The following is a 20,752-nucleotide window of genomic DNA, read 5'->3' as shown; positions in this document are numbered from 1 at the left end:
ATATAGAAAGTCCGGCATTATAAAAGCCGGACTTTTTTTATCACTCTTTTATCGTTACTGATAGTGGTAGTGCCTCATACATCAGGATGGAAGCGTATTCGTCTACCTCAGCTTTTGTGAAATTTCCGGCTATTTGTAAACGTCCGCCTTCAATAGCCGATTGTACGGTAGGAGCACTATACACTTTGTTGTCTATAACAATAGCCAGCGCTTTCCCAATATTTTCCCTGGTCGCTTTTGCGAAACGGCTGCTTCCTGTTGCATTTAGCTCTATTTCTATGGACCAATGCCCATAACTTTGTTCGGAAAAAGCCTTTTTAATATGTTCGTTGGTGATGACAGGCGTCTGTACAGGATGCATCGAACGCAACATATATAATTCGTACATATCACCTTTTCCATAGGCAGGTTTCTTACCCCAAACATACTTTATATTCTGTGGCCATTGTTTTTCTGCGGCATAACTCATTAGCAACTGCCGGGCCTGAGCCATTTCTCCTTTATTGACTAAGAAAAAACTTGCATTATAGCGTGGAGTCATAATGTATCTATATACACTGTCCTGAGGAGAAGGTAGTTCCTGAGATGATATGTCCCATGTTTCCCATAATTCAATCTTCCCGGTAGTTGAAATAAGATTTTTCACAGCATTATCTATGATTTTTTCAGGTAGCCATAAGGTATAATCGTTTGTTTCCGTGTTCCTCTCTATTTTGTTGGCAATACCATAGGAATGTAATCTCTCTTTTATAATAGCAATCGTTTTGTCGACTTTTGTTATATCAGAGATAATTACTGACGAGGAATCAGATTTCCCTGATTCGCCTCCTAATTCGAAAACAATGCTTTTAGTTAGTTTTGGCTCCGCCGGACACCCTGTGTTCATTATTAAAATAAGAATAGTTGCTGCAATATATTTATAAAAAGATTTCATTTTCACCTTTATCTATTTTGCTTATTATTTAGTCGATTTTTCTTTCTCAATCGTCTTTAGAATATCTTCCCCTATACCGATACGATACCCTTGAGAAGAATACAGGATTCCTCCGTTAGTTGACAGATAGATCGTCAATGGGAAATTCTCTGAAAATTCTATTTGCAATGCTCTGGCTACCGTGTTCAACAGAGTGCGTTTGTCGTCTGTCAGCCAAAGCAACTGTGACGGCAAATTTGCAAATGCAGTTCTGTTAAATGCCGTACTCACTTTATCGTCAGGAATAATATACAATATACCTCCGCCCCAATCGTCAAGCGCCTCTTTCACGGCAGGCAGATCCTGCAATATATGCTTGCTCGGCTCTTTGTTTGGGTCGGCAAAACAGATAACAAGTCCTTTCTTATTCGTTAGCTCCTTCAGGGTTTTCTTTGCCCCGTCTTCCAGGGTAACAATCGTATTGGGGTCTACAATGCCTTGCACCTGTATGCCCCTGTCCACCTCCGGTAATTTTATTTCCAGCGATTTATTCTCATTCTCCTTTATTTCAAAATAGCGTGTATCTATTGAGACAGAACCGTCATTTGCCCTGCTACCGGTCATCAGACGGTAATATCCGGCATCAACCGTCACCTTTGCAGGCAGACCTTTTATTTCATCCTCATAATCCAGAGTTACGAAATTACCATTGTCGAACCGTGCGATAGTGAAGTGTGTATAATATCCCGGCTTCACAATATTCCCTTTTGCATTGGTGAATGCTATATATGCCTTTGGCTTTTCTTCCGATTTTTCATCAAAATATACATCTGTCCACAAACCAGTCTCTGCTTTCAGATATTGCGGACGGATTGTAGCCGGATCGATACGGGTAAGTATATCCATCGAGCGGCAAAGAGCCACAAAGAAGATATTGCGTGAATGGCTGTCGGCTATTCTTAACTCATACACACCCTGTGGCGAAAGCGGACATTTGAAATAGTTCTGATCATTATCGATCTTTATACTATCCCTGACAAAGTCTATCACATATTGTATATCCGACCTCGATTTATTTATAAAATCCGCCGAAAGCTCCTTTTTAAAGAAACTGCGCCACGGACGGATCAGTTCCAGAGCGATGCGAGGAGATAATATATATTGCGCATACCTTTTATGGAAATCGGGAATTCCGTTTGGCCATGAGCCCGTAGCAATAAGGTGATCGGATAAATATCCGGCTGGAGTATCACGCAGATCTTTATCTTTTAGAGATTCCAGGAAAGGGAAGAGATAACCGTTATCCTTATTTTTCCCGATAAAGGCTTTTATTTCCTGCCAGTTTCCCTGAGACTTTGATAATATATTCCATATCTTGTCCGGGTTAAGGTTATTGTCGGCCGCAAATCTACGGGCATCAGCTTCCGAAACGAATGTATTCATATATGCATTGCGTATAGAATCTTCATAGGCGAGTCGCTTTGCATTTTCAGCGATCTTTTCCGCCGGAAGTTCTTTGACAGATTGTTCGGCAGGGACGTTCATTACTATGCTCTCGTCCAGTTGTGTGCCTCTCATGTCCGTTAGTTTTACAACCAGTTCATTCTCTTTCACCTCCGATTTTCCATAACCGGATAAACCGTCCTTGCTTGCCCAGACAAATACATCGCCCATCCCTGTAACAACAGACACACTTCCTTCTTTACTGGTAGTAGCGGTTGCAATAGGATAAAACTCCGCATAATTGTAAACGTTGAACTTCACACTTGCTCCCTCAACCGGATTTCCCTTTTCATCGGTTATTTTCACTTTCAGGCTCCGGGTTTCGGTATAGTTTGGCAACAGGTTTATAACCGAATAGAGTTCTGTCTGCACATTCTTTTCCTCCGGGCCATTGTATAGGCCGAAAACATTGGTATGCACCATCATTGCCCGTTTCACAGGAGCAGAAAACCATGCCACATCAAGTTCCGCATCAGGTTCGCAGGCTCCTATATAATGCCATTTACCGTCTACCCAAGCCTCCACCCAGGCATGATTGTCATCGGTATGCACCCAGCGGGGGGTATAACATTGCCGTGCGGGTATCCCCACGGCACGCAAAGCGGCGGTTGTAAAAGTAGATTCTTCGCCACAACGCCCCCATGAGGTTTTTACCAAAGCCAGTGGTGACGAAGTGCGGCCGTCAGTACCTTTATATGTTACTTTTTCGTGGCACCAGTGATTTACTTCGAGAACGGCCTGTTCCATGGTAAGTCCTTTCACACGGTCTTTCAGTTCATCGAAAAAGACCTGCCGCGCTGTATCCAGATTTTCATTGTTCACACGGTAGACTAATACAAAATGACGGAAAACATCATCGGGTATCTTTTTCCCCCAATCGAAATACTCCCTGGCCTCGAAAGCCGCATCCACTTGTCCGAGGAAGAAATCCCCGTCGTAATCAGCCAGATCAGACAGTGGCATATACGCATAAAGGAATTCCAGCGCTTCCCGTTGCTGTATGGTAAGATTTTCCTTATCGAACACCGAAAATAATTGTTCGCCCCGCCCCGCAGCCAGCTCCTTCCTTTTGAGGAACTGCTCGTGAACCTGTTTCCTGTAATTTTCATCTTTCAGGAAATGTTCATCAGAGGAAATATTACATTTACTTATGAAAAGGGATATAAGTAAAGCGAAAGCAAAATAAAGAAATGATTTTTTCATACCCGCTATTAGATTTTGAATTACAAAGGATGCAAGTTACAAGTTTTCTTTGTAATTCTTTATATTTTAGGGGTGCTTTAAACAGGGCTTCGGCAAACTAAAAAGTAACAAAAGTTACACTTTTACATTTTTTTATGCTGTTTCTTTTATACTGTATTTTCGTTTCCTGTGATTTTTACAACAACTTTTATCATTCAGTAGCTTTATGCTGTTTTTAATATTCTTTATTGCTACTGTTTTCGCATCAGGCTCTCGCTGGCGCAGACATCTTGTCTGTGCCTCCTCGAGCGATCTTTCTTGCTTCGCAGCACACAGACTGGAAGTCTGCGCGAGCGAGGGATTATTTTCTGCTAGGGGCGGCTGTTGATCAATAATAATTATATCTTGTTCGGGAATTTCCTGCTTTACAGCAAATGATTCATTCTCCCCATTCTTAATTTCCATCCCTTCGTTTCCGGCTCCGACGGCTTTACAATTCACTTCCGCTTCTTCATTCTTAATTTTTAATTTTTCATCCTTAATTTTCTTATCGGCTCTGTCCAGAATCATTTTTATAGTTCTAAGGTCGGGCAGGCGTTCTTTCTTCCGGATTATCCTCGATTTGAATTTCAGATTGCCTGAATCCGTTTCATCAGGAATATAAGTGTCTTTTTCTTCAGCAATCGTATGACGTTCCAAACGTTGTTTAATAGAAGAATAAGCCATCGACAATAATACTTCGCTGCGGTATTCCATCGCATCCTCTATTTCATGGCTGAAAGCCGGATTTTCACGCTTCCACTTATAAAATGTATTCCTGCTGATTCCTGTCGCTTTACAGATATCCGACACACTGCACAATTCTTCTGCGATCAGTGTGGTAATTCGGGTTGCTAATGTTTCATTATACTTTGCCATAATTATTAGAATTTAGTAGTTAGTAGGCGGTAGACAGTAGACAGTAGAAATAGTATCTCTCTTGGCTACTTTTTAGCAGAGATAACTGGCAAAGTATATTATAGGAATAATTATGTTAAAAAAGGATAAAGTAACCGACGAAATAAACTGCCCGCTTATCCGCATTTAGATATAACAATTTTTGGTTTTCGTATTATTGGTATACAAAAGGATAGATGACAACTTTTACATAAGTGATTTTTTCACAAATGTAGAGTTGAATTTTTATAGAAATCAGAGTCAAATTTAAATACTAAATCATATTGTAGTATTCTCATTCCCCTTTTTCTTTTCTCTAAAATAAACTATAAAATGAGATACGAGTGACACAGCAAATAATCCGACGAATATATAAAAAACAGTACCTTGAAAATGAAATATAATCCCTAATACGACAGTACATAGAAAACTCGCTAAAAGACTTAAATTACTTTTTTTCATCATATCATGGATATTTAAAGGTTATACATACCAAATATAATGAAAACTTTTAGAATTATTGTTTTTTCTTATAAAAATCAGGCACTACACTTCACACACTACCCTGTTAATAAACCTGTTATCAATTACCAAATGTATTCAACTTTTGCTCCAGACTATACTCATCTGCAATCATAACGTCGCGAGGCTTACTACCCTGTGTAGGGCCTACGATCCCGGCTGCTTCCAGCTGATCCATCAGTCGTCCTGCACGGTTGTAGCCGATAGAGAATTTTCGTTGTATCAGTGAAGTTGAGCCCTGTTGATGCACGACGATCAGGCGGGCGGCTTCATCGAACAGCGGATCACGATCGCCCAGATCGATATTTCCAATCTTATCATCACCTCCGGCATCACCGACATATTCCGGCAGTTCAAATGCGCTTGCATAACCCTGCTGATTTCCGATGTACTGGGCAATCCCTTCCACTTCGGGTGTATCCACAAATGCACATTGAATGCGCACGAGGTCGCTACCTTGCGAAAACAACATATCTCCACGGCCTATCAACTGATTTGCACCCGACATATCGAGTATCGTACGTGAGTCGATCTGTGAAGTCACCCGGAAAGCCATACGGGCAGGGAAGTTTGCTTTTATGGTACCAGTGATAATATTTGTTGTCGGGCGTTGCGTGGCTATCACCATGTGCATCCCCACAGCACGGGCTTTTTGAGCAATACGGGCAATAGGCATCTCAATTTCTTTTCCTGCGGTCATTATCAGGTCGCCAAACTCATCGATGATGATAACCAGATAAGGCAGGAATCGGTGACCTTTCAATGGGTTAAGACGCCGCTTGCGGAATTTCTCATTATACTCTTTTATGTTACGTACACCGGCGTTCATCAACAGTTCGTAACGGTCATCCATCTCTTTGGTCAGCGAGTTAAGGGTCTGCGTTACTTTCGAAACATCCGTGATAATCGCTTTCTCTGCATCAGGCAATTTTGCCAAGTAATGTTTTTCTATCCTCGAATAGATATTGAATTCCACCATTTTCGGGTCTACCAGCACCATCTTCATTTCAGCCGGATGCTTCTTATAGAGCAATGATGTTATGATGGCATTCAACCCTACCGATTTACCCTGACCTGTTGCCCCTGCTACCAACAAGTGTGGCATCTTACAAAGGTCGAACATAAATATCTCGTTGGTAATTGTCTTACCCAGCGCTACGGGTAAATCGTAAGTACTTTCCTGAAACTTACGTGAGGCGATCACTGATTGCATCGATACTATCTGCGGATCTTTGTTAGGAACCTCTATTCCAATAGTTCCCTTACCCGGCATCGGCGCAATGATACGGATGCCCAGAGCCGACAAGCTTAATGCGATATCGTCTTCCAGATTTCTAATCTTCGAAATACGCACTCCCGCTTTCGGTACTATTTCATATAATGTGATAGTAGGGCCTACAGTTGCTTTAATGGATGTAATCTCGATACCATAGTTTTGCAGGGTATTGATGATCTTACTTTTATTGGCGTTTTGTTCTTCCATATTTACCCCTATGCCTGTGGTATCATATACTTTCAACAATTCGCTTGATGGAAAATGGAAATTCGATAAATCTTTCGTCGGATCGTAATCTTCCATTTCTTCTACGCCTTCGGGAAGCAGATCGTCAATACCATCTTCACCCACCGGTTTATTGATTTCAACTTTAGGGTGAATATTATTATTGGTCGCAGGTTGAACAAACTCCTCGTCCTGAGGTACAACAATCTCAAAATCATTATCCAATTGCATTGTTTTCGCCGGGGTGACTTTCTTCTTAGGAATTATTTCCTCAGCAGGAAAATCTCCGGTAAATTCCCCGCTCTCTTCTTCCTCTGTCTTTTTCTTCTTTCTAAAACGATCTAAAAAGCTGAAGAAGCTTTTCTTCTCTTCTTCGGGTTCTTCTTCCTCATAATAATTATCGAGTTCTGGATCGACTTCCGGTGCTTTAGCCTTCAATGGATTTTTAAACAGCCCCCTGAAAAATTCCATCGAGGCTTTTTTGGTGATGATCAGGAATATCACAAGAAGCAGGAGAATAATCATAATTACACCTGGAATTCCTAATGCTGCTTCAAGAAACTGTTCGATATATTGTCCGTGATATCCTCCCCAGATAATGTGGCTTCCCGTAAAAATGCGGGAAAGTAAAAATGCACTGGTAATCGAACCCCATATCATGGCAAATGAAATAAGCAGAAAAGACCGTATTGCCGAAATATGCAATACCCGCATCAGCTTCAACCCCATAAGGACAAAATATACAGGGATCAATAAAGAGAAAATACCAAACCATCCATTAACAAGTCGCTCGGCAATAAATGCCCCGGCAACTCCCGTCCAGTTGCTGATCTGCTGCTTTTGCGAAACCAGCTCGAAAAAGGTTTTGTTGGCAACTTTGCTTTGGTCAGCTGCTCCGGTTACGAAGAACGAAATTTCCCCCAGCAAAATATATGCCCCCACAAATGTAAGGATCACTCCAAAGAGGAAACGGCTTCGTTCCTTCTTGATAAACTCAATGAACGAAGCAACTTTATTATCTTGATTTTTCTTTCTCTGAATAGTTTTTTTTGCCATATAGTGAAGCGAGCAGGGCTCTCTTAAATCTTTTGTTATTAATTAATCAAACATACAAATATAATGCTTTTTTATGAAGGATTGCTGTTGGCTTTTTTATCTTTCTATTTCCGAAATATTTAAAAAAATAAAATAAAAAAGCAGAAGTGATTAAACCTTTTAATGTTTCAGCAGTCAGATAAGTCAATCAAACGTAAATATATTTTAAGGAAACAATGAAAAGGTATATACCCTTAATCATCTTGATGTGTGTAATTCTCGGTTTGAATGCTCAGGCTCAGACTACCAATATCACAGGTTCAGTATATGACGATGTCACAAAGGAAACCATCGAGATGGCGAGTATTCGTGTGTTAAATGCCAACGATAGTACTTATGTCGGAGGCGGAGTTACCGATAACAAAGGTAAATTTAGTATAAATATCAAGCGTGGATCTTATATTGTTCAGGTCTCATTTATGAGCTATATAAGTCAGTTTTTCAAGGTGAATGCACGTAACGGTATTGCTGTGCTAGGCGATATTTACTTGAAAGAAGATGCCGTAATGCTTAGCGAAGCGGTTATAGAAGCCAAAGCTCCCGAGATTATAGTCAAAGGCGACACAGTAGAATATAATGCCGACTCATATAAAGTACAAGAAACAGCAGTGCTGGGCGACCTGATAAGAAAGATACCCGGAGCAGAGATAGATGCTGACGGAAAAATCACCATAAACGGCAAGGATATCACAAAGATTTTAGTCGATGGAAAGGAATTTTTCAGCAACGACCCAAAAGTTGCATCGGAAAACCTGCCGGCCAAAATGATAGAGAAGTTACAGGTACTCGACCAGAAGTCGGATATGGCACGCCTTACCGGATTCGACGATGGGGAAGAGCAAACCGTGATAAACCTGGTAGCCCGTCCGGGAATGAAGGAGGGTATAATGGCCAGCGTAAATGGCGGCTACGGCAGTAAAGATCGCTACGAAGCCGGTGGCTTTGTAAATATAGCCAAGAATGATAATCGGTTTACTGCATTGGGCAATTTCAACAATAATAATAATGCCGCAGGTAGTGGCGGTAGACGAAGCTGGGGAGGCAACCGCGGTATTACCGAAACCACAATGGGAGGTATAAACATTGCAATGGAACCATCCAGCAAATTCAAATATGACGGCGACATTCAATATAATGGTCGAAATACCGATGTAGAAACTGAAAGCAGCACAACATACAAGGACGGCAGCATGTCGGAAAAAAGGTCAAGCATACAGAACACAGACAATAAGGACTTCAGTACACGTTTACGTTTCGAATGGACGCCCGACAGTCTGACCAATATAATCTTCCGCCCCGATTTTTCTTATAACAAATCGGCAAGCCAGTCGGTCAATAACAGTGAAAGAACAAGCACAGCAGAACCACTTAACGATTATTTATCGGATGGTAATTCTTCTTCAGCTGGCGACACGTTCAAGTTTAACGGGAATTTATTGATAAACCGAAAACTGAATGATAAAGGTCGTAGCGTTTCCTTCGAAGTTTCGGGTGGTTTATCGGATGGAGATACCAATGGAGATACCTATTCCTATACCCATTATTATAACAAGGATTCTGTCGCTATTCAAGATCAGATATATCGTCAAGAGAATAATAGCTACAATATACGTGCGCGCGTTTCTTACCTTGAACCCGTGGGACACAACAATTTTATCGAATTGGCTTACGATATAAGAAATACCCATTCCGAAACAGATAAGATAACTTATGATAAAGATACGATAACAAATACATATTCTAAAATAGCAGCAGACTACACGCGTAACACAAAAAACGACTTCTTAACACAAAAAATATCTGCTAATTTCCAAAGCCGTCGTCAAAAATACAACTATACTATCGGGTTGGAGTTGATGCCGTCGCGGTCAAGGACATCAGTAGTGAAGCCGAATGAAGAAGAAAACAGAAATCAGGCAAAAAATTACCTGAACTTTGCTCCACGATTTGAATATAATTACCTCTGGAGCCGGCAACACAATTTACGTATCAGATACAATGGCCAAACTAACCAGGCAAATACCGATCAGTTGTTTGATGGGATCATATCTCAAAATGCAACTGATACAACATGGGGTAATCCCAACCTGAAACCAAGCTTCCAACACAGGCTCGAAGTCCGTTACCGTAAGTATATCCCCGAAAAGGCATCTTCTATAATGGCATTCCTCAACCTCAGCTATGTAACAAATGATATCATAGGCATCACCCGTACCGGTGAGAATAACAGCCGCAATACCACTTACGAAAATATGGATGGTAATATGAGCGGGAGGGCAATGTTCATGTACAATACTCCACTCAAAAACAAAAGTTTCTCGGTAAGCACTAATACCTTTGCTAACTATACAAGGGATAATACCTATTTGTATGAACGTGCCAGTGACATAAGAAATAAGAACACAGCCAATGTATATAATATAAACGAAAGGCTCGGTTTGAAATTCAACTCAGACAAATTCCAGTTCGATCTCGGAGGAAATCTGACATATGAAAGAACCGTAAACTCTTATTCAGTAAATGAGAATCAAACTACTTATAATTACGGCGGTTCGGGCAGTTTCACATGGTATTTGCCATATAGCTTTGTACTGGCCAGCGATCTCAACTATTCGTCCAACTCGGGATATGCAGCCGGATATCAAGTAAATTCATGGTTGTGGAACGCCGAACTGGCTAAAGATTTCAATATTTCTTTCAAATCGGGTGACAGTAAAACCACATTGCCGGCAACACTTAAATTCAGAATATATGATATACTGAAAGACCAAACCAGCATAACACGCTCATCTAATGCAGAAATGGAATCATTTAGCTCATCCAATACCCTTGGCAGCTACTTTATGGTAGGATTAACTATCCGTTTCCAATCCTTCAAAGGAATGAGTGGCAGTGATATGGAAGTTCCTCGCATGCGCGGTCCCAGTGGTCCCGGAGGTGGTGGACGTCGTCATATGTAATTTTTGTTCATTGAAGAAAATAATACAAATCCGTAATTTTCAAAAATTACGGATTTTTTATTGCCTTTATCATTTATAAAGTTTTCCGTTTTATGAAAAATCTTATTTTTTATTAAAGAATTAAGGAGCCGGCAAATCATTATGGTTTTTACAATTACTTTGTATTTCTAAATTTTAACAACCATGAAGAACCTGAAAATCGCAACAGCACAGTTCGAAAACAAAAGCGGAGACAAAAACTATAATCTGGACATGATAGACAAGCTATCGAAAGAAGCTTCCGAAAAAGGAGCAGACGTCATAGCTTTCCACGAATGCTCTGTTACCGGATATACCTTTGCGCGTAAATTGTCCGAGAACCAGATGCTCGATCTCGCAGAACTAATTCCCGAAGGGGAAAGCGTGAAAAGATTAACAGAGGCAGCAAAAAAGAACAATATTGTGATCCTTGCAGGCCTGTTTGAGAAAACGACCGAAAACGAGCTATACAAAGCTTACATTTGTGTAGATAAGAACGGACTGAAAGCAAAATACAGGAAATTACACCCTTTTATAAATAAATACCTGAAACCCGGCAATGAATATGTCACTTTCGATCTGAATGGTTGGAAATGTGGTATTCTCATCTGTTATGACAATAATATCATAGAAAACGTAAGGGCTACGACATTGCTCGGCGCTGATATTATATTTATGCCGCATGTCACCATGTGCACCCCTTCGACAAGACCCGGAGCAGGGTTTGTCGATCCTGCGTTATGGCATAACCGGGAAAGTGATCCGACATCATTACGCGCCGAATTTAACGGGCTGAAAGGGCGTGCCTGGCTAATGAAATGGTTACCGGCCAGAGCTTACGATAACGGTATTTATGTTGTATTCTCAAATCCTATCGGCATGGACGACGACCAGTTGAAAAACGGATGCTCCATGATCATTGATCCGTTCGGGGATATAATAGCCGAATGTACTAAACTAGATAACAATATAGCCATTGGCACCTGTGTGGATAGTAAAATAACAGATTGTGGCGCCCATCGCTACATAAAAGCCAGACGCCCCGGCCTGTACAGAGATATAATAGGAATGGAGCATACGCCTGAGCAAAAAGTAGTCTGGCTTGACAAGAAAGAGTAGTAAAAGGGACACTGGAGCGGTTAAAAATTTAATTATACACAGAAATACCCCAAACTATTTGGTTACATTTGTATTTATATAAAACAGAAAAAATTTGATGAAAAAGTTACTTACACTGCTTTGCAGTTTATTTGTAGTGGCATCTGTATCTATGGCACAAGAATACAACTATAAATTCCGCCTGAAATTAAAAGATAAAGGCAAAACATCCTATTCGATTGAGAAACCGGAAGAATTCCTTTCACCCAGGGCAATAGAAAGGAGAATGAAACAAAAGATCGCTATAGATTCAACCGACCTGCCTCTATCAAATGAATATATAAAAGAGGTAGAGGCTGTAGGTGGAATCGTTGTGGCTAAAAGCAAATGGCAAAAAACAATCAGTGTACATTGTTCAGATAGTTCTTTGGTTGAAAAATATAAAGAACTGCCTTTTGTTTCCGATGCCCTTTTTGTATGGAAAGGAAGGCCAGTGGTTAAGAAAGAAAATAATGACAGTATCATCAAATATCCTGCGATGGAAACAATCGCTTTCGGTAATAACTATGGCAGTGCCGACCGGAATATAAAGCTGAATAACGGACAAGTATTACATAATGCCGGATTCAAGGGAAAAGGAATGCATATTGGGGTTATCGATGCCGGATTTAACCATCTGCCCGAGATAGAAATGCTGGATAATCTCGATATAAAAGGCTATAAAGGCTTTATATATGAACATGAAGACCTGTTTGAAAACGCCAATCAGCACGGATTGAATGTCTTGTCCTGCATTGGGGCTAACAAACCCATGCAGTTTGTAGGCACAGCGCCCGAAGCCGGTTTCTGGCTTTTCAGCACAGAAGATTCGAGAAGCGAGTATCCTATCGAAGAAGATTACTGGGCTACAGCTATAGAATATGCCGATAGCGTAGGTATTGACGTTGTAAATACCTCTTTGGGATACAACAATTTCGACTATCCGGCAAAGAGCTATACACATCAGGATCTCGATGGAAAGACAGCATACATAACCCGTGCCGCAAACGCTGCTGCCAGAAAAGGCATCCTGCTGGTCATAAGCGCGGGAAATTCAGGCGATTCCGAATGGGAAAAGATAACTTCTCCATCGGATGCGGCAAATGTGCTGACGGTAGGCGCTGTAAAACGAGACTCTATTGTGGCTCCGTTCAGTTCCCGCGGCATGACTGCCGACCTGCGTGTAAAGCCTGATGTTATGGCATTAGGACTATTTGCTTCAGTAATAGACGATAATGGAAAAGTATCGATGAAAGCGGGCACTTCCTTCTCTTCTCCTATTATGTGCGGAATGGTTGCCTGTTTGTGGCAGGCGTTCCCTACCCTTACAAATATGGAGATAATAGATGCAGTCAGACGTTCCTCCGACCAGTATGAGACGTATAACGAAGATTACGGATACGGATTACCCGATATGGCAAAGGCTATGGAATTGGCGCAACAGATAGCCGATAAAAAAGCCCCCTGAATTCCCCCGCAGGGGTAAGGTTATTAAGTTCTATAAATTGCCACGCCTTAAAAGGCGTGGATAAAGGATAATCAAATGAATAACGCCGCGGTCTCACTATATGAACTCAATCATCTGATAAAAAATGTCTTGGCAGATTCTCTTCCCGAGATGTTTTGGGTTCGTGCGGAGACAAGCGACGTACGTGTTAATCAGAACGGGCATTGCTACCTTGAGTTTATAGAAAAAGACGGCAAGGGAAAAACGCTTCTAGCCAAAGCCCGTGGAATGATCTGGGCAAATACGTTCTATATGCTCAAAGCATATTTCGAAAACAAAACGATGCAACCCTTTACCTCAGGACTGAAAGTTCTCGTTCAGGTGAGTGTCGAATTTCACGAATTATATGGATTCAGCCTTACAGTACACGATATTGATCCCAGTTACACATTAGGTGATCAGGCATTGAACAGAGCCGCCATAATCCGGCAACTGGAAGAAGACGGCGTACTGACACTCAACAAGGAACTGACACTTCCCGAGCCACTAAACCGTATCGCCATTATTTCTTCCCCTACGGCGGCCGGATATGAGGATTTCCTCGATCAATTGAATAAAAACACTTATGGATTCGCATTCTATACGAAACTGTTCCCTGCCATTATGCAGGGTGGCAGATCCGAAGATTCCATTATATCGGCACTGGAACGAATCTATGATAATCTCGACTGCTTCGATGCTGTAATCATTATCCGGGGTGGAGGTGCCACTTCCGATCTCAGCAGTTTCGATTCATACCTGCTGGCTGCCAGCTGTGCGCAGTTTCCATTACCTATAATAACAGGAATAGGGCACGAACGTGATGATACAGTCCTGGACATTGTGGCCCATACCCGGGCAAAGACACCTACGGCAGTGGCCGAATTTCTAATTAACAATATGGTTAGAACAGCCGTTGAATTGGATGAAACCGGACAATCGATAGTCTCTATGGTTCAGCAACGCCTGCAAACCGAATTTGCTTTGCTCGATGTTCTCGAGACTAAAAATGCATTTGTACTAAAGGCCTGGCGCAAAGAACAGGAAGTTTTATTATCTTCGGCAAAAACAGTTTTACAAAAAGGATTACAACGTATCATCAAAGATAATGAAAGCCGTTTCAGTCAGTTTGAAGAAACAGTAAAAAGAAACTTACAGCAAAACCGGAAAAATTCCGACAATAAACTCCTTTTGATTGAAAATGCATTGAAGAATACCTGTCAGCATATATTCAAAGACCAGTTAAACGAGTTGGATATGATTGAAAAACATCTGGAGTTATCTTCTCCCGAAACTATACTGAGAAAAGGATATACACTGACAATGAAAGACGGCAAGGTTATCAAGCAGGGGAATACACTGGAGGAAAACGATGAAATCACCACCATTTTCTCTGATGGAAAGGTGACATCAGTTGTAAAAAAAGAGTAAATAGAAAAATACAGATTTATGGCAAAGAAAGAGCAAACATACGGTGAAGCCATGCAGGAATTGCAGGACATAATGTACCGCATCGAGAATGAAGACCTGGATGTGGATGTACTCCTCGACGAAGTGAAAAAGGCTGCTGTCCTTATCAAGTTCTGTAAAGATAAGTTGCAAAAGACCAATGTGGAGATACAGAATATTTTAGACAAGATAGAATGAAAAACAATGTGATCATAGTAGCCGGAGGCAAGGGCCTACGTATGGGAATTGATTTGCCGAAGCAGTTTATCCCGCTAGGGGGTAAACCAGTATTGATGCATACGTTCAACGCTTTCCGAAGCTTCGACGAAAATATCAATATTGTACTTGTGTTGCCGGTTTCGCATCAGGACTACTGGAAAGCACTTTGTTCAGAATACAATTTCACCATTCCGCATACAATTGCCACAGGCGGCGAAACCCGCTTTCATTCTGTTAAAAACGGGCTATCCTTTATAAAAGAAGGTATAGTAGCCGTACAGGATGGTGTCCGCCCATTCGGATCAACAGAAATGATAAAAAGATGTTTCGATGCTACAGCAACTTATCAGGCTGTGGTTCCGGTTATCGATTCCACCGACAGTTTACGGGAAATGATCGATGCGGAAAGAAGCAAGATCATAGACCGCTCAAAGATAAGGCTGGTGCAAACGCCGCAGGTTTTCCACTCTCATCTTCTGAAAAAAGCCTATGAAACGGAATATAATGATACCTTTACCGATGATGCTTCGGTAGTAGAAGCTATGGGAGTAAACATCCATTTGGTGAAAGGTGAAATAACAAATATAAAGATAACCACGCCTTTCGATCTTAAAGTAGGCGAATTGATTTTACAAAAAAGTTAGATCAGAAAACTTAAACTATATAAGGCTATGAACTTCGATATTGATGCGCTGTACTACAATGCGGTAGATTTACTGAAAGAGATGATAGCTATCCCGTCTTTCAGCAGGGACGAATACGATGTGGCGGATAAGATTTCCGACTACATGAAAAGTATGGGCTACGAGCCAAAACGGAAGGGCAATAACCTATGGATTCAAAGCAAGGATTTTTCGGATGCAAAACCGACTATTTTACTGAATTCCCATATCGATACCGTAAAGCCCGTCTCAGGATGGAATAAAGACCCGTTCGTTCCCGAGGAGGAAAATGGCCGTCTTTATGGACTGGGGAGCAATGATGCGGGAGCAAGTCTTGTATCTTTGATGCATACTTTCTTTATCTTATCAGAGAAAACACAGGATTATAATCTCATTTTCCTAGCTACCTGCGAAGAAGAAGTCTCGGGAAAAGGCGGGGTAGAAACCGTTTTACCCGAACTGCCTAAAATAGAATTCGGAATTGTAGGCGAACCGACTAAAATGAATCCGGCCATAGCCGAAAAAGGACTTATGGTGCTTGACTGCATCGCTTACGGCAAATCGGGACACGCAGCCCGTAACGAAGGAGACAATGCGATCTACAAAGCCATGCACGATATAGAATGGTTCCGCCGTTTCGAACTACCGGAAGTGAGTGAACTGCTCGGCCCGGTAAAAATGACTGTTACAATGATCAATGCCGGAACACAGCACAATGTAGTACCGGATCGCTGTACCTTTGTTGTAGATGTGCGCAGCAATGAATTATACTCTAATCAGGAATTATTCGATATTATCAACAAACACACGCTTGGTGAGGTGATTCCGCGTTCTTTACGTTTAAATTCTTCCCGGATTGCACTGGAGAATCCGTTTATAGAACGTGCTGTCATGATAGGGAAAGAACCTTACGGATCTCCTACACTTTCCGACCAGTCGATGATGCCGTTTCCAACGGTGAAAATAGGTCCCGGAGACTCTGCCCGTTCCCATACAGCCGATGAATATATCAGACTGGATGAAATACGCGAAGGAATAGAATTGTATGTGAAATTACTCGACGGATTGCGTATCTGACAATGTTTCGTCAGATTGTAACAACAGTTCCCTGAGCTGTTCCTCTGTGTGGTCGGCCTGTCTTAACGGAACGGTTTCAATTACCGCAAGCGATGGATCTATATCGTACATCTGAGTATCTGACGTCGTCAGCTTTTTGACGATGTTATAGCATCCCAGGGTAATTTGCCGCCACGGATCCATATGTACATTACGGAAAATACGGTCTACTATCATAAACTTAAAGTCGCCCCGTTTATCTATCACATCCTGCATGGAAGGATAGCGTGAGGATAAATCGACAAGCCCGTGCCGCTCCAGTTCGTTTGCTATCAGATTCACATATTTATCTGTATGGATACCCAGTTTGAATCCGGCACGAATGTTTATCCGGAATATCTTTTTAGGAGCATACACTGTGGTCTCATAACTGAATTCATACGGTTCATCTGTTCTTTTTATGCGCACGAACCAGTATGTATCCGCCCGTTTCGGTGTTCTTTTAAACAATGAGTAAGCGATTTTACTTTCCAGGAAGTTTCTGTTATTCGCCTTTACAATATACACAAGATGTGTGGCAGCCTTGGGAATAGTGGTATCTTCGCTTATCTTCACTATCTGGTTAATATATTTTTCATCTACCGGGTCATAAACAGTATAATGTCTTTTTATACGTCGCCCGTTATACCATGAATACATGAGGAACACAAGGAAACCGGCAATAATAACCGGGACGAAGCCTCCATGAGCAAATTTCTGCATGTTGGCGATAAAAAAACTGAACTCTATCACTACGAAGAACAGTGTCAGAGGCATGCTGTACCAAAGAGGTTTATTATTCTTTACAAAATAAAGGAACAACAATACACTGGTCATCAGCATGCTCAATGTGATTGCAAGACCATAAGCAGCTTCCAGTTTCATCGAAGATCGCATGGTGAGTATGATGATGATACACAATACCATCATCATGTAATTGATGGATGGAATATACAACTGCCCTTTAATATCAGAAGTATACTGAATCTTCACATTTGGCCAGATGTTCAGTGATATGGCTTCACTTATCACAGTGAATGACCCGCTTATCAATGCCTGACTGGCTATAATCGCAGCCAGAGTAGCCATAATCACACCCACAAAGGTAAACCAGGTTGGCATCATGGCAAAGAACGGGTTTACATCAGGAGTCACATGATGGCTGTTAATAATCCACGCAGCCTGTCCGAGGTAATTCAGAATCAGAGCGGATTTCACATATATCCACGATATTCTGATGTTTTTCAGTCCACAGTGCCCCAGGTCTGAATATAATGCTTCGGCCCCTGTTGTACAAAGAAATATTGCTCCCAGCATGATCATTGTCTGCGGAACTTCTATCAGGAAGTTGATGGCATACATCGGATTAAAAGCCCTGAATACACTGAAATCGGTTATTATCTGACTCAATCCCATCACGGCCATCATCGTAAACCAAATGATCATCAACGGTCCGAAATATTTTCCCAGCGATCCTGTTCCGAATGGCTGCACAAGGAATAGGACAAGTACAATAAGTATCGTAACCGGAATGACAGGTATATGCGGAGCTATTGTATTCAGACCTTCGATAGCCGACATTACGGTCATGGCCGGAGTAATGATGCCATCGGCAAGCAAGGTAGCAGCTCCTATACCGGCCAGGATATATGCCCAGCGATATTTCTGGCGGATCAATGCATAAAGAGATAAGATACCTCCCTCACCTTTATTATCGGCACGGAGGGTGATGATCACATATTTTAATGTCGTCTGGATTGTCAATGTCCAGATCACACAAGAAACAGCACCTAAGATATATTCGGGGCGGGTAAGTTGTCCGGCAGGAAGGGCGTTCAGTATTGCCCGCATCACATATAAAGGGGAAGTACCAATATCGCCAAAAACGATTCCTATTGCCAGTACAACACCCAGTGCGCCAAACGGGACTTTATGGTTCTCTTTCATCTCCTTTCTTTATTGAAAAACTTTCAAAAGTAATGCTTTATTCTATTAGAAGATAGTTATAGTAGTTAATTATTGTTGCTTAGTCAATTATGCATAACAAACATTTATTTTTCATCATTTGTTCAAAAATAGAATTTGGGGCAAATAGAGTTTTGTCTAAAGCATTTTTCTAATTGAAATATAGATAAGCATTTTGTCATCCTGAACAGATGTGAAGGATCTCCTGTCGATACTTGTGGAGATGTTTCGCTATCGCTCAACATGACAAAAGAGAGTAAAGTCTTACTTTTGATACACTCTCATTGTTAAAAATAACCAATGATTAATACAAGCTTTTTAAACTTTTCAGCTGATTAATTGTCTATATTTGTATACTTAATAGAATAAAAGATGAGAATAAAACTATTTACACTTCTATTGCTTATTTCTTTCGCTTACTCGACATCTGCTCAGAATGCACGCGATATACTGGACAAAGCATCAGACACATATAATAAGGCCGGAGCAGTCACAGCCAGGTTCACATTAGATGCAAAAGACCCGAAAACTAAAACAACATATAGTTACGACGGTACAGCCTATATGAAAGGCAATAAATTTAAGATTGAAATTCCCGATGCCATTACATGGTTTGATGGTACTACGCAGTGGGTCTATATTAAAGATACCGACGAAGTGAACATTACCAATCCTACAGGTGATGAACTACAAGCTATCAGCCCGTCTGTACTCTTCAATATATATAAGAAAGGATTCGATCTCAGATATATAGGAGAAAAGAATGTTGCCGGAAAATCTGTTTACGAGATAGAACTCACCCCTCAAAAGAAAGGTACGGAGTTTACAAAGATTATTGTGGAAATAAACAAAATAAACAACCTGTTTTCAAGAATATCGGTGACTGATAAGTCTGGAATAGAAAATTTACTTACAATAAAAAGTTATCAGACAGGAGCCACTCTTGCCGACACAATGTTTCAGTTCAGCAAAAAAGACTATCCGAATGCTGAAGTCGTCGACCTTCGCTAAACAGGCCTTCCCCGTTTCAGTATAAAAAGTAAGTAAGAATTGAACTTTGATTATATCAATAAATTTTATATCTTTACATAAAATATAAATAAAACATATAAACAAAATGAATGAAAAAGTACGCTGCCTGATTATCGGCTCGGGACCTGCCGGATATACAGCCGCAATTTACGCGTCAAGAGCAAATCTTTCTCCTGTTCTTTATGAAGGAATACAACCGGGAGGTCAGTTGACAACGACAACAGAAGTAGAGAACTTCCCCGGATATCCGGAAGGCATTACCGGCCCCGAACTGATGGAAGACCTCAGGAAACAGGCCAGTCGCTTCGGAGCCGACATCCGTAACGGAATTGCAACAGCCGTTGACTTTAATTCCTATCCGAGAAAGGTTACGATCGACGGAGAAAAAGTAATTGAGGCCAATGCGATTATCATAGCCACAGGCGCAAGTGCCAAATATTTAGGCTTGGCTGACGAAACGAAATACGCGGGAATGGGCGTTTCAGCCTGTGCGACCTGCGATGGGTTCTTCTATCGCAAGAAAACCGTAGCTGTTGTTGGCGGTGGTGATACAGCCTGCGAAGAAGCGATTTACCTTGCCGGATTAGCCGAAAAAGTATACCTGATTGTCCGCAAGCCTTTCCTTCGTGCATCGAAAGTAATGCAGGACAGAGCTATGCAAAACCCGAAGATTGAAATATTATTCGAATGTAATGCAATAGGCTTGTTCGGAGACAACGGTGTAGAAGGAGCCCACATCGTAAAACACATGGGCGAAGCTAACGAAGAGAAATTTGATATCAAGATAGATGGTTTTTTCCTTGCCATAGGTCATAAACCAAATACAGATATTTTTCAGGGACAGCTAAATCTCGATTCCATCGGTTATATCCTTACCGATCCGGGAACACCCAAAACCTGTGTCGAGGGGGTTTTTGCTGCGGGAGACGTTGCCGATCCCCATTACCGTCAGGCGATAACAGCCGCAGGTAGCGGATGCCAGGCGGCGATAGAAGCTGAAAGATACCTGAGCGAAAGAGGGCTTTAATTATCTTCTATATATAATATAAGAGTCTATAGGAATTATTCTTGTAGACT

The 20,752-nt window shown here is 41.3% G+C and carries 14 protein-coding genes; 9 read left to right on the top strand and 5 right to left on the bottom strand.

Annotated features, from left to right (window positions below; all coding sequences use genetic code 11):
- Positions 1-40 precede the first annotated feature (40 nt).
- The 4 genes from GGR21_RS11450 to GGR21_RS11435 form a co-directional block, all read right to left on the bottom strand.
- The gene (locus GGR21_RS11450; RefSeq protein ID WP_183307364.1) at positions 41-934 is read right to left on the bottom strand and encodes a SecDF P1 head subdomain-containing protein; all 894 of its coding nucleotides are present in this window, start codon (positions 932-934) and stop codon (positions 41-43) included.
- 24 nt (positions 935-958) lie between these two features.
- Complete coding sequence (locus GGR21_RS11445; protein WP_183307363.1) at positions 959-3,619, bottom strand: transglutaminase domain-containing protein; 2,661 nt, start codon at positions 3,617-3,619, stop codon at positions 959-961.
- Between the two features lie 132 nt (positions 3,620-3,751).
- Complete coding sequence (locus tag GGR21_RS11440; protein WP_183307362.1) at positions 3,752-4,516, bottom strand: phBC6A51 family helix-turn-helix protein; 765 nt, start codon at positions 4,514-4,516, stop codon at positions 3,752-3,754.
- A gap of 601 nt (positions 4,517-5,117) precedes the next feature.
- Entirely contained in the window at positions 5,118-7,613 is a 2,496-nt protein-coding gene (locus GGR21_RS11435) for an FtsK/SpoIIIE family DNA translocase (protein WP_183307361.1), read from the bottom strand.
- A gap of 245 nt (positions 7,614-7,858) precedes the next feature.
- Here GGR21_RS11435 and GGR21_RS11430 point away from each other — a divergent pair, with 245 nt between their 5' ends.
- The 7 genes from GGR21_RS11430 (at position 7,859) to GGR21_RS11400 (ending at position 16,660) form a co-directional block, all read left to right on the top strand.
- The gene (locus tag GGR21_RS11430; protein WP_246348056.1) at positions 7,859-10,612 is read left to right on the top strand and encodes a TonB-dependent receptor; all 2,754 of its coding nucleotides are present in this window, start codon (positions 7,859-7,861) and stop codon (positions 10,610-10,612) included.
- A 183-nt stretch (positions 10,613-10,795) separates the two neighbouring features.
- On the top strand, positions 10,796-11,749 hold the full coding sequence (locus tag GGR21_RS11425) for a nitrilase family protein (protein ID WP_183307359.1): 954 nt from the start codon (positions 10,796-10,798) through the stop codon (positions 11,747-11,749).
- 97 nt (positions 11,750-11,846) lie between these two features.
- Positions 11,847-13,235: a S8 family peptidase gene (locus GGR21_RS11420; protein WP_183307358.1), complete on the top strand. Its 1,389-nt coding sequence runs from the start codon at positions 11,847-11,849 to the stop codon at positions 13,233-13,235.
- A 75-nt stretch (positions 13,236-13,310) separates the two neighbouring features.
- A complete protein-coding gene (gene xseA, locus GGR21_RS11415) occupies positions 13,311-14,684 on the top strand; it encodes an exodeoxyribonuclease VII large subunit (protein WP_183307357.1) in 1,374 nt (457 codons plus the stop codon).
- Positions 14,685-14,702: 18 nt separating this feature from the next.
- Entirely contained in the window at positions 14,703-14,900 is a 198-nt protein-coding gene (gene xseB, locus GGR21_RS11410; RefSeq protein WP_183307356.1) for an exodeoxyribonuclease VII small subunit, read from the top strand.
- On the top strand, positions 14,897-15,565 hold the full coding sequence (locus tag GGR21_RS11405) for a 2-C-methyl-D-erythritol 4-phosphate cytidylyltransferase (protein ID WP_183307355.1): 669 nt from the start codon (positions 14,897-14,899) through the stop codon (positions 15,563-15,565). The genes xseB and GGR21_RS11405 overlap by 4 nt, the downstream gene beginning before the upstream one ends.
- Positions 15,566-15,592: 27 nt before the next feature.
- Positions 15,593-16,660: a M20 family metallo-hydrolase gene (locus GGR21_RS11400; RefSeq protein WP_183307354.1), complete on the top strand. Its 1,068-nt coding sequence runs from the start codon at positions 15,593-15,595 to the stop codon at positions 16,658-16,660.
- Here GGR21_RS11400 and GGR21_RS11395 read toward each other — a convergent pair.
- On the bottom strand, positions 16,637-18,625 hold the full coding sequence (locus tag GGR21_RS11395; protein WP_183307353.1) for a KUP/HAK/KT family potassium transporter: 1,989 nt from the start codon (positions 18,623-18,625) through the stop codon (positions 16,637-16,639). The two genes, GGR21_RS11400 and GGR21_RS11395, sit on opposite strands and share 24 nt — an antisense overlap.
- Before the next feature lie 390 nt (positions 18,626-19,015).
- On the opposite strand from GGR21_RS11395, the gene GGR21_RS11390 reads away from it, so the two are divergent.
- A complete protein-coding gene (locus GGR21_RS11390; RefSeq protein WP_183307352.1) occupies positions 19,016-19,654 on the top strand; it encodes a LolA family protein in 639 nt (212 codons plus the stop codon).
- A 106-nt stretch (positions 19,655-19,760) separates the two neighbouring features.
- Positions 19,761-20,702, top strand: coding sequence for a thioredoxin-disulfide reductase (trxB, locus tag GGR21_RS11385; protein ID WP_183307351.1), 942 nt, complete (start codon positions 19,761-19,763; stop codon positions 20,700-20,702).
- Positions 20,703-20,752 lie beyond the last annotated feature (50 nt).

This window comes from Dysgonomonas hofstadii (assembly GCF_014196915.1).
In the GTDB taxonomy this organism is placed as follows: Bacteria; Bacteroidota; Bacteroidia; order Bacteroidales; family Dysgonomonadaceae; genus Dysgonomonas; species Dysgonomonas hofstadii.
The sequence above is the reverse complement of the archived record's forward strand: the minus strand, read 5'-3'. Positions and strand labels throughout refer to the sequence as shown.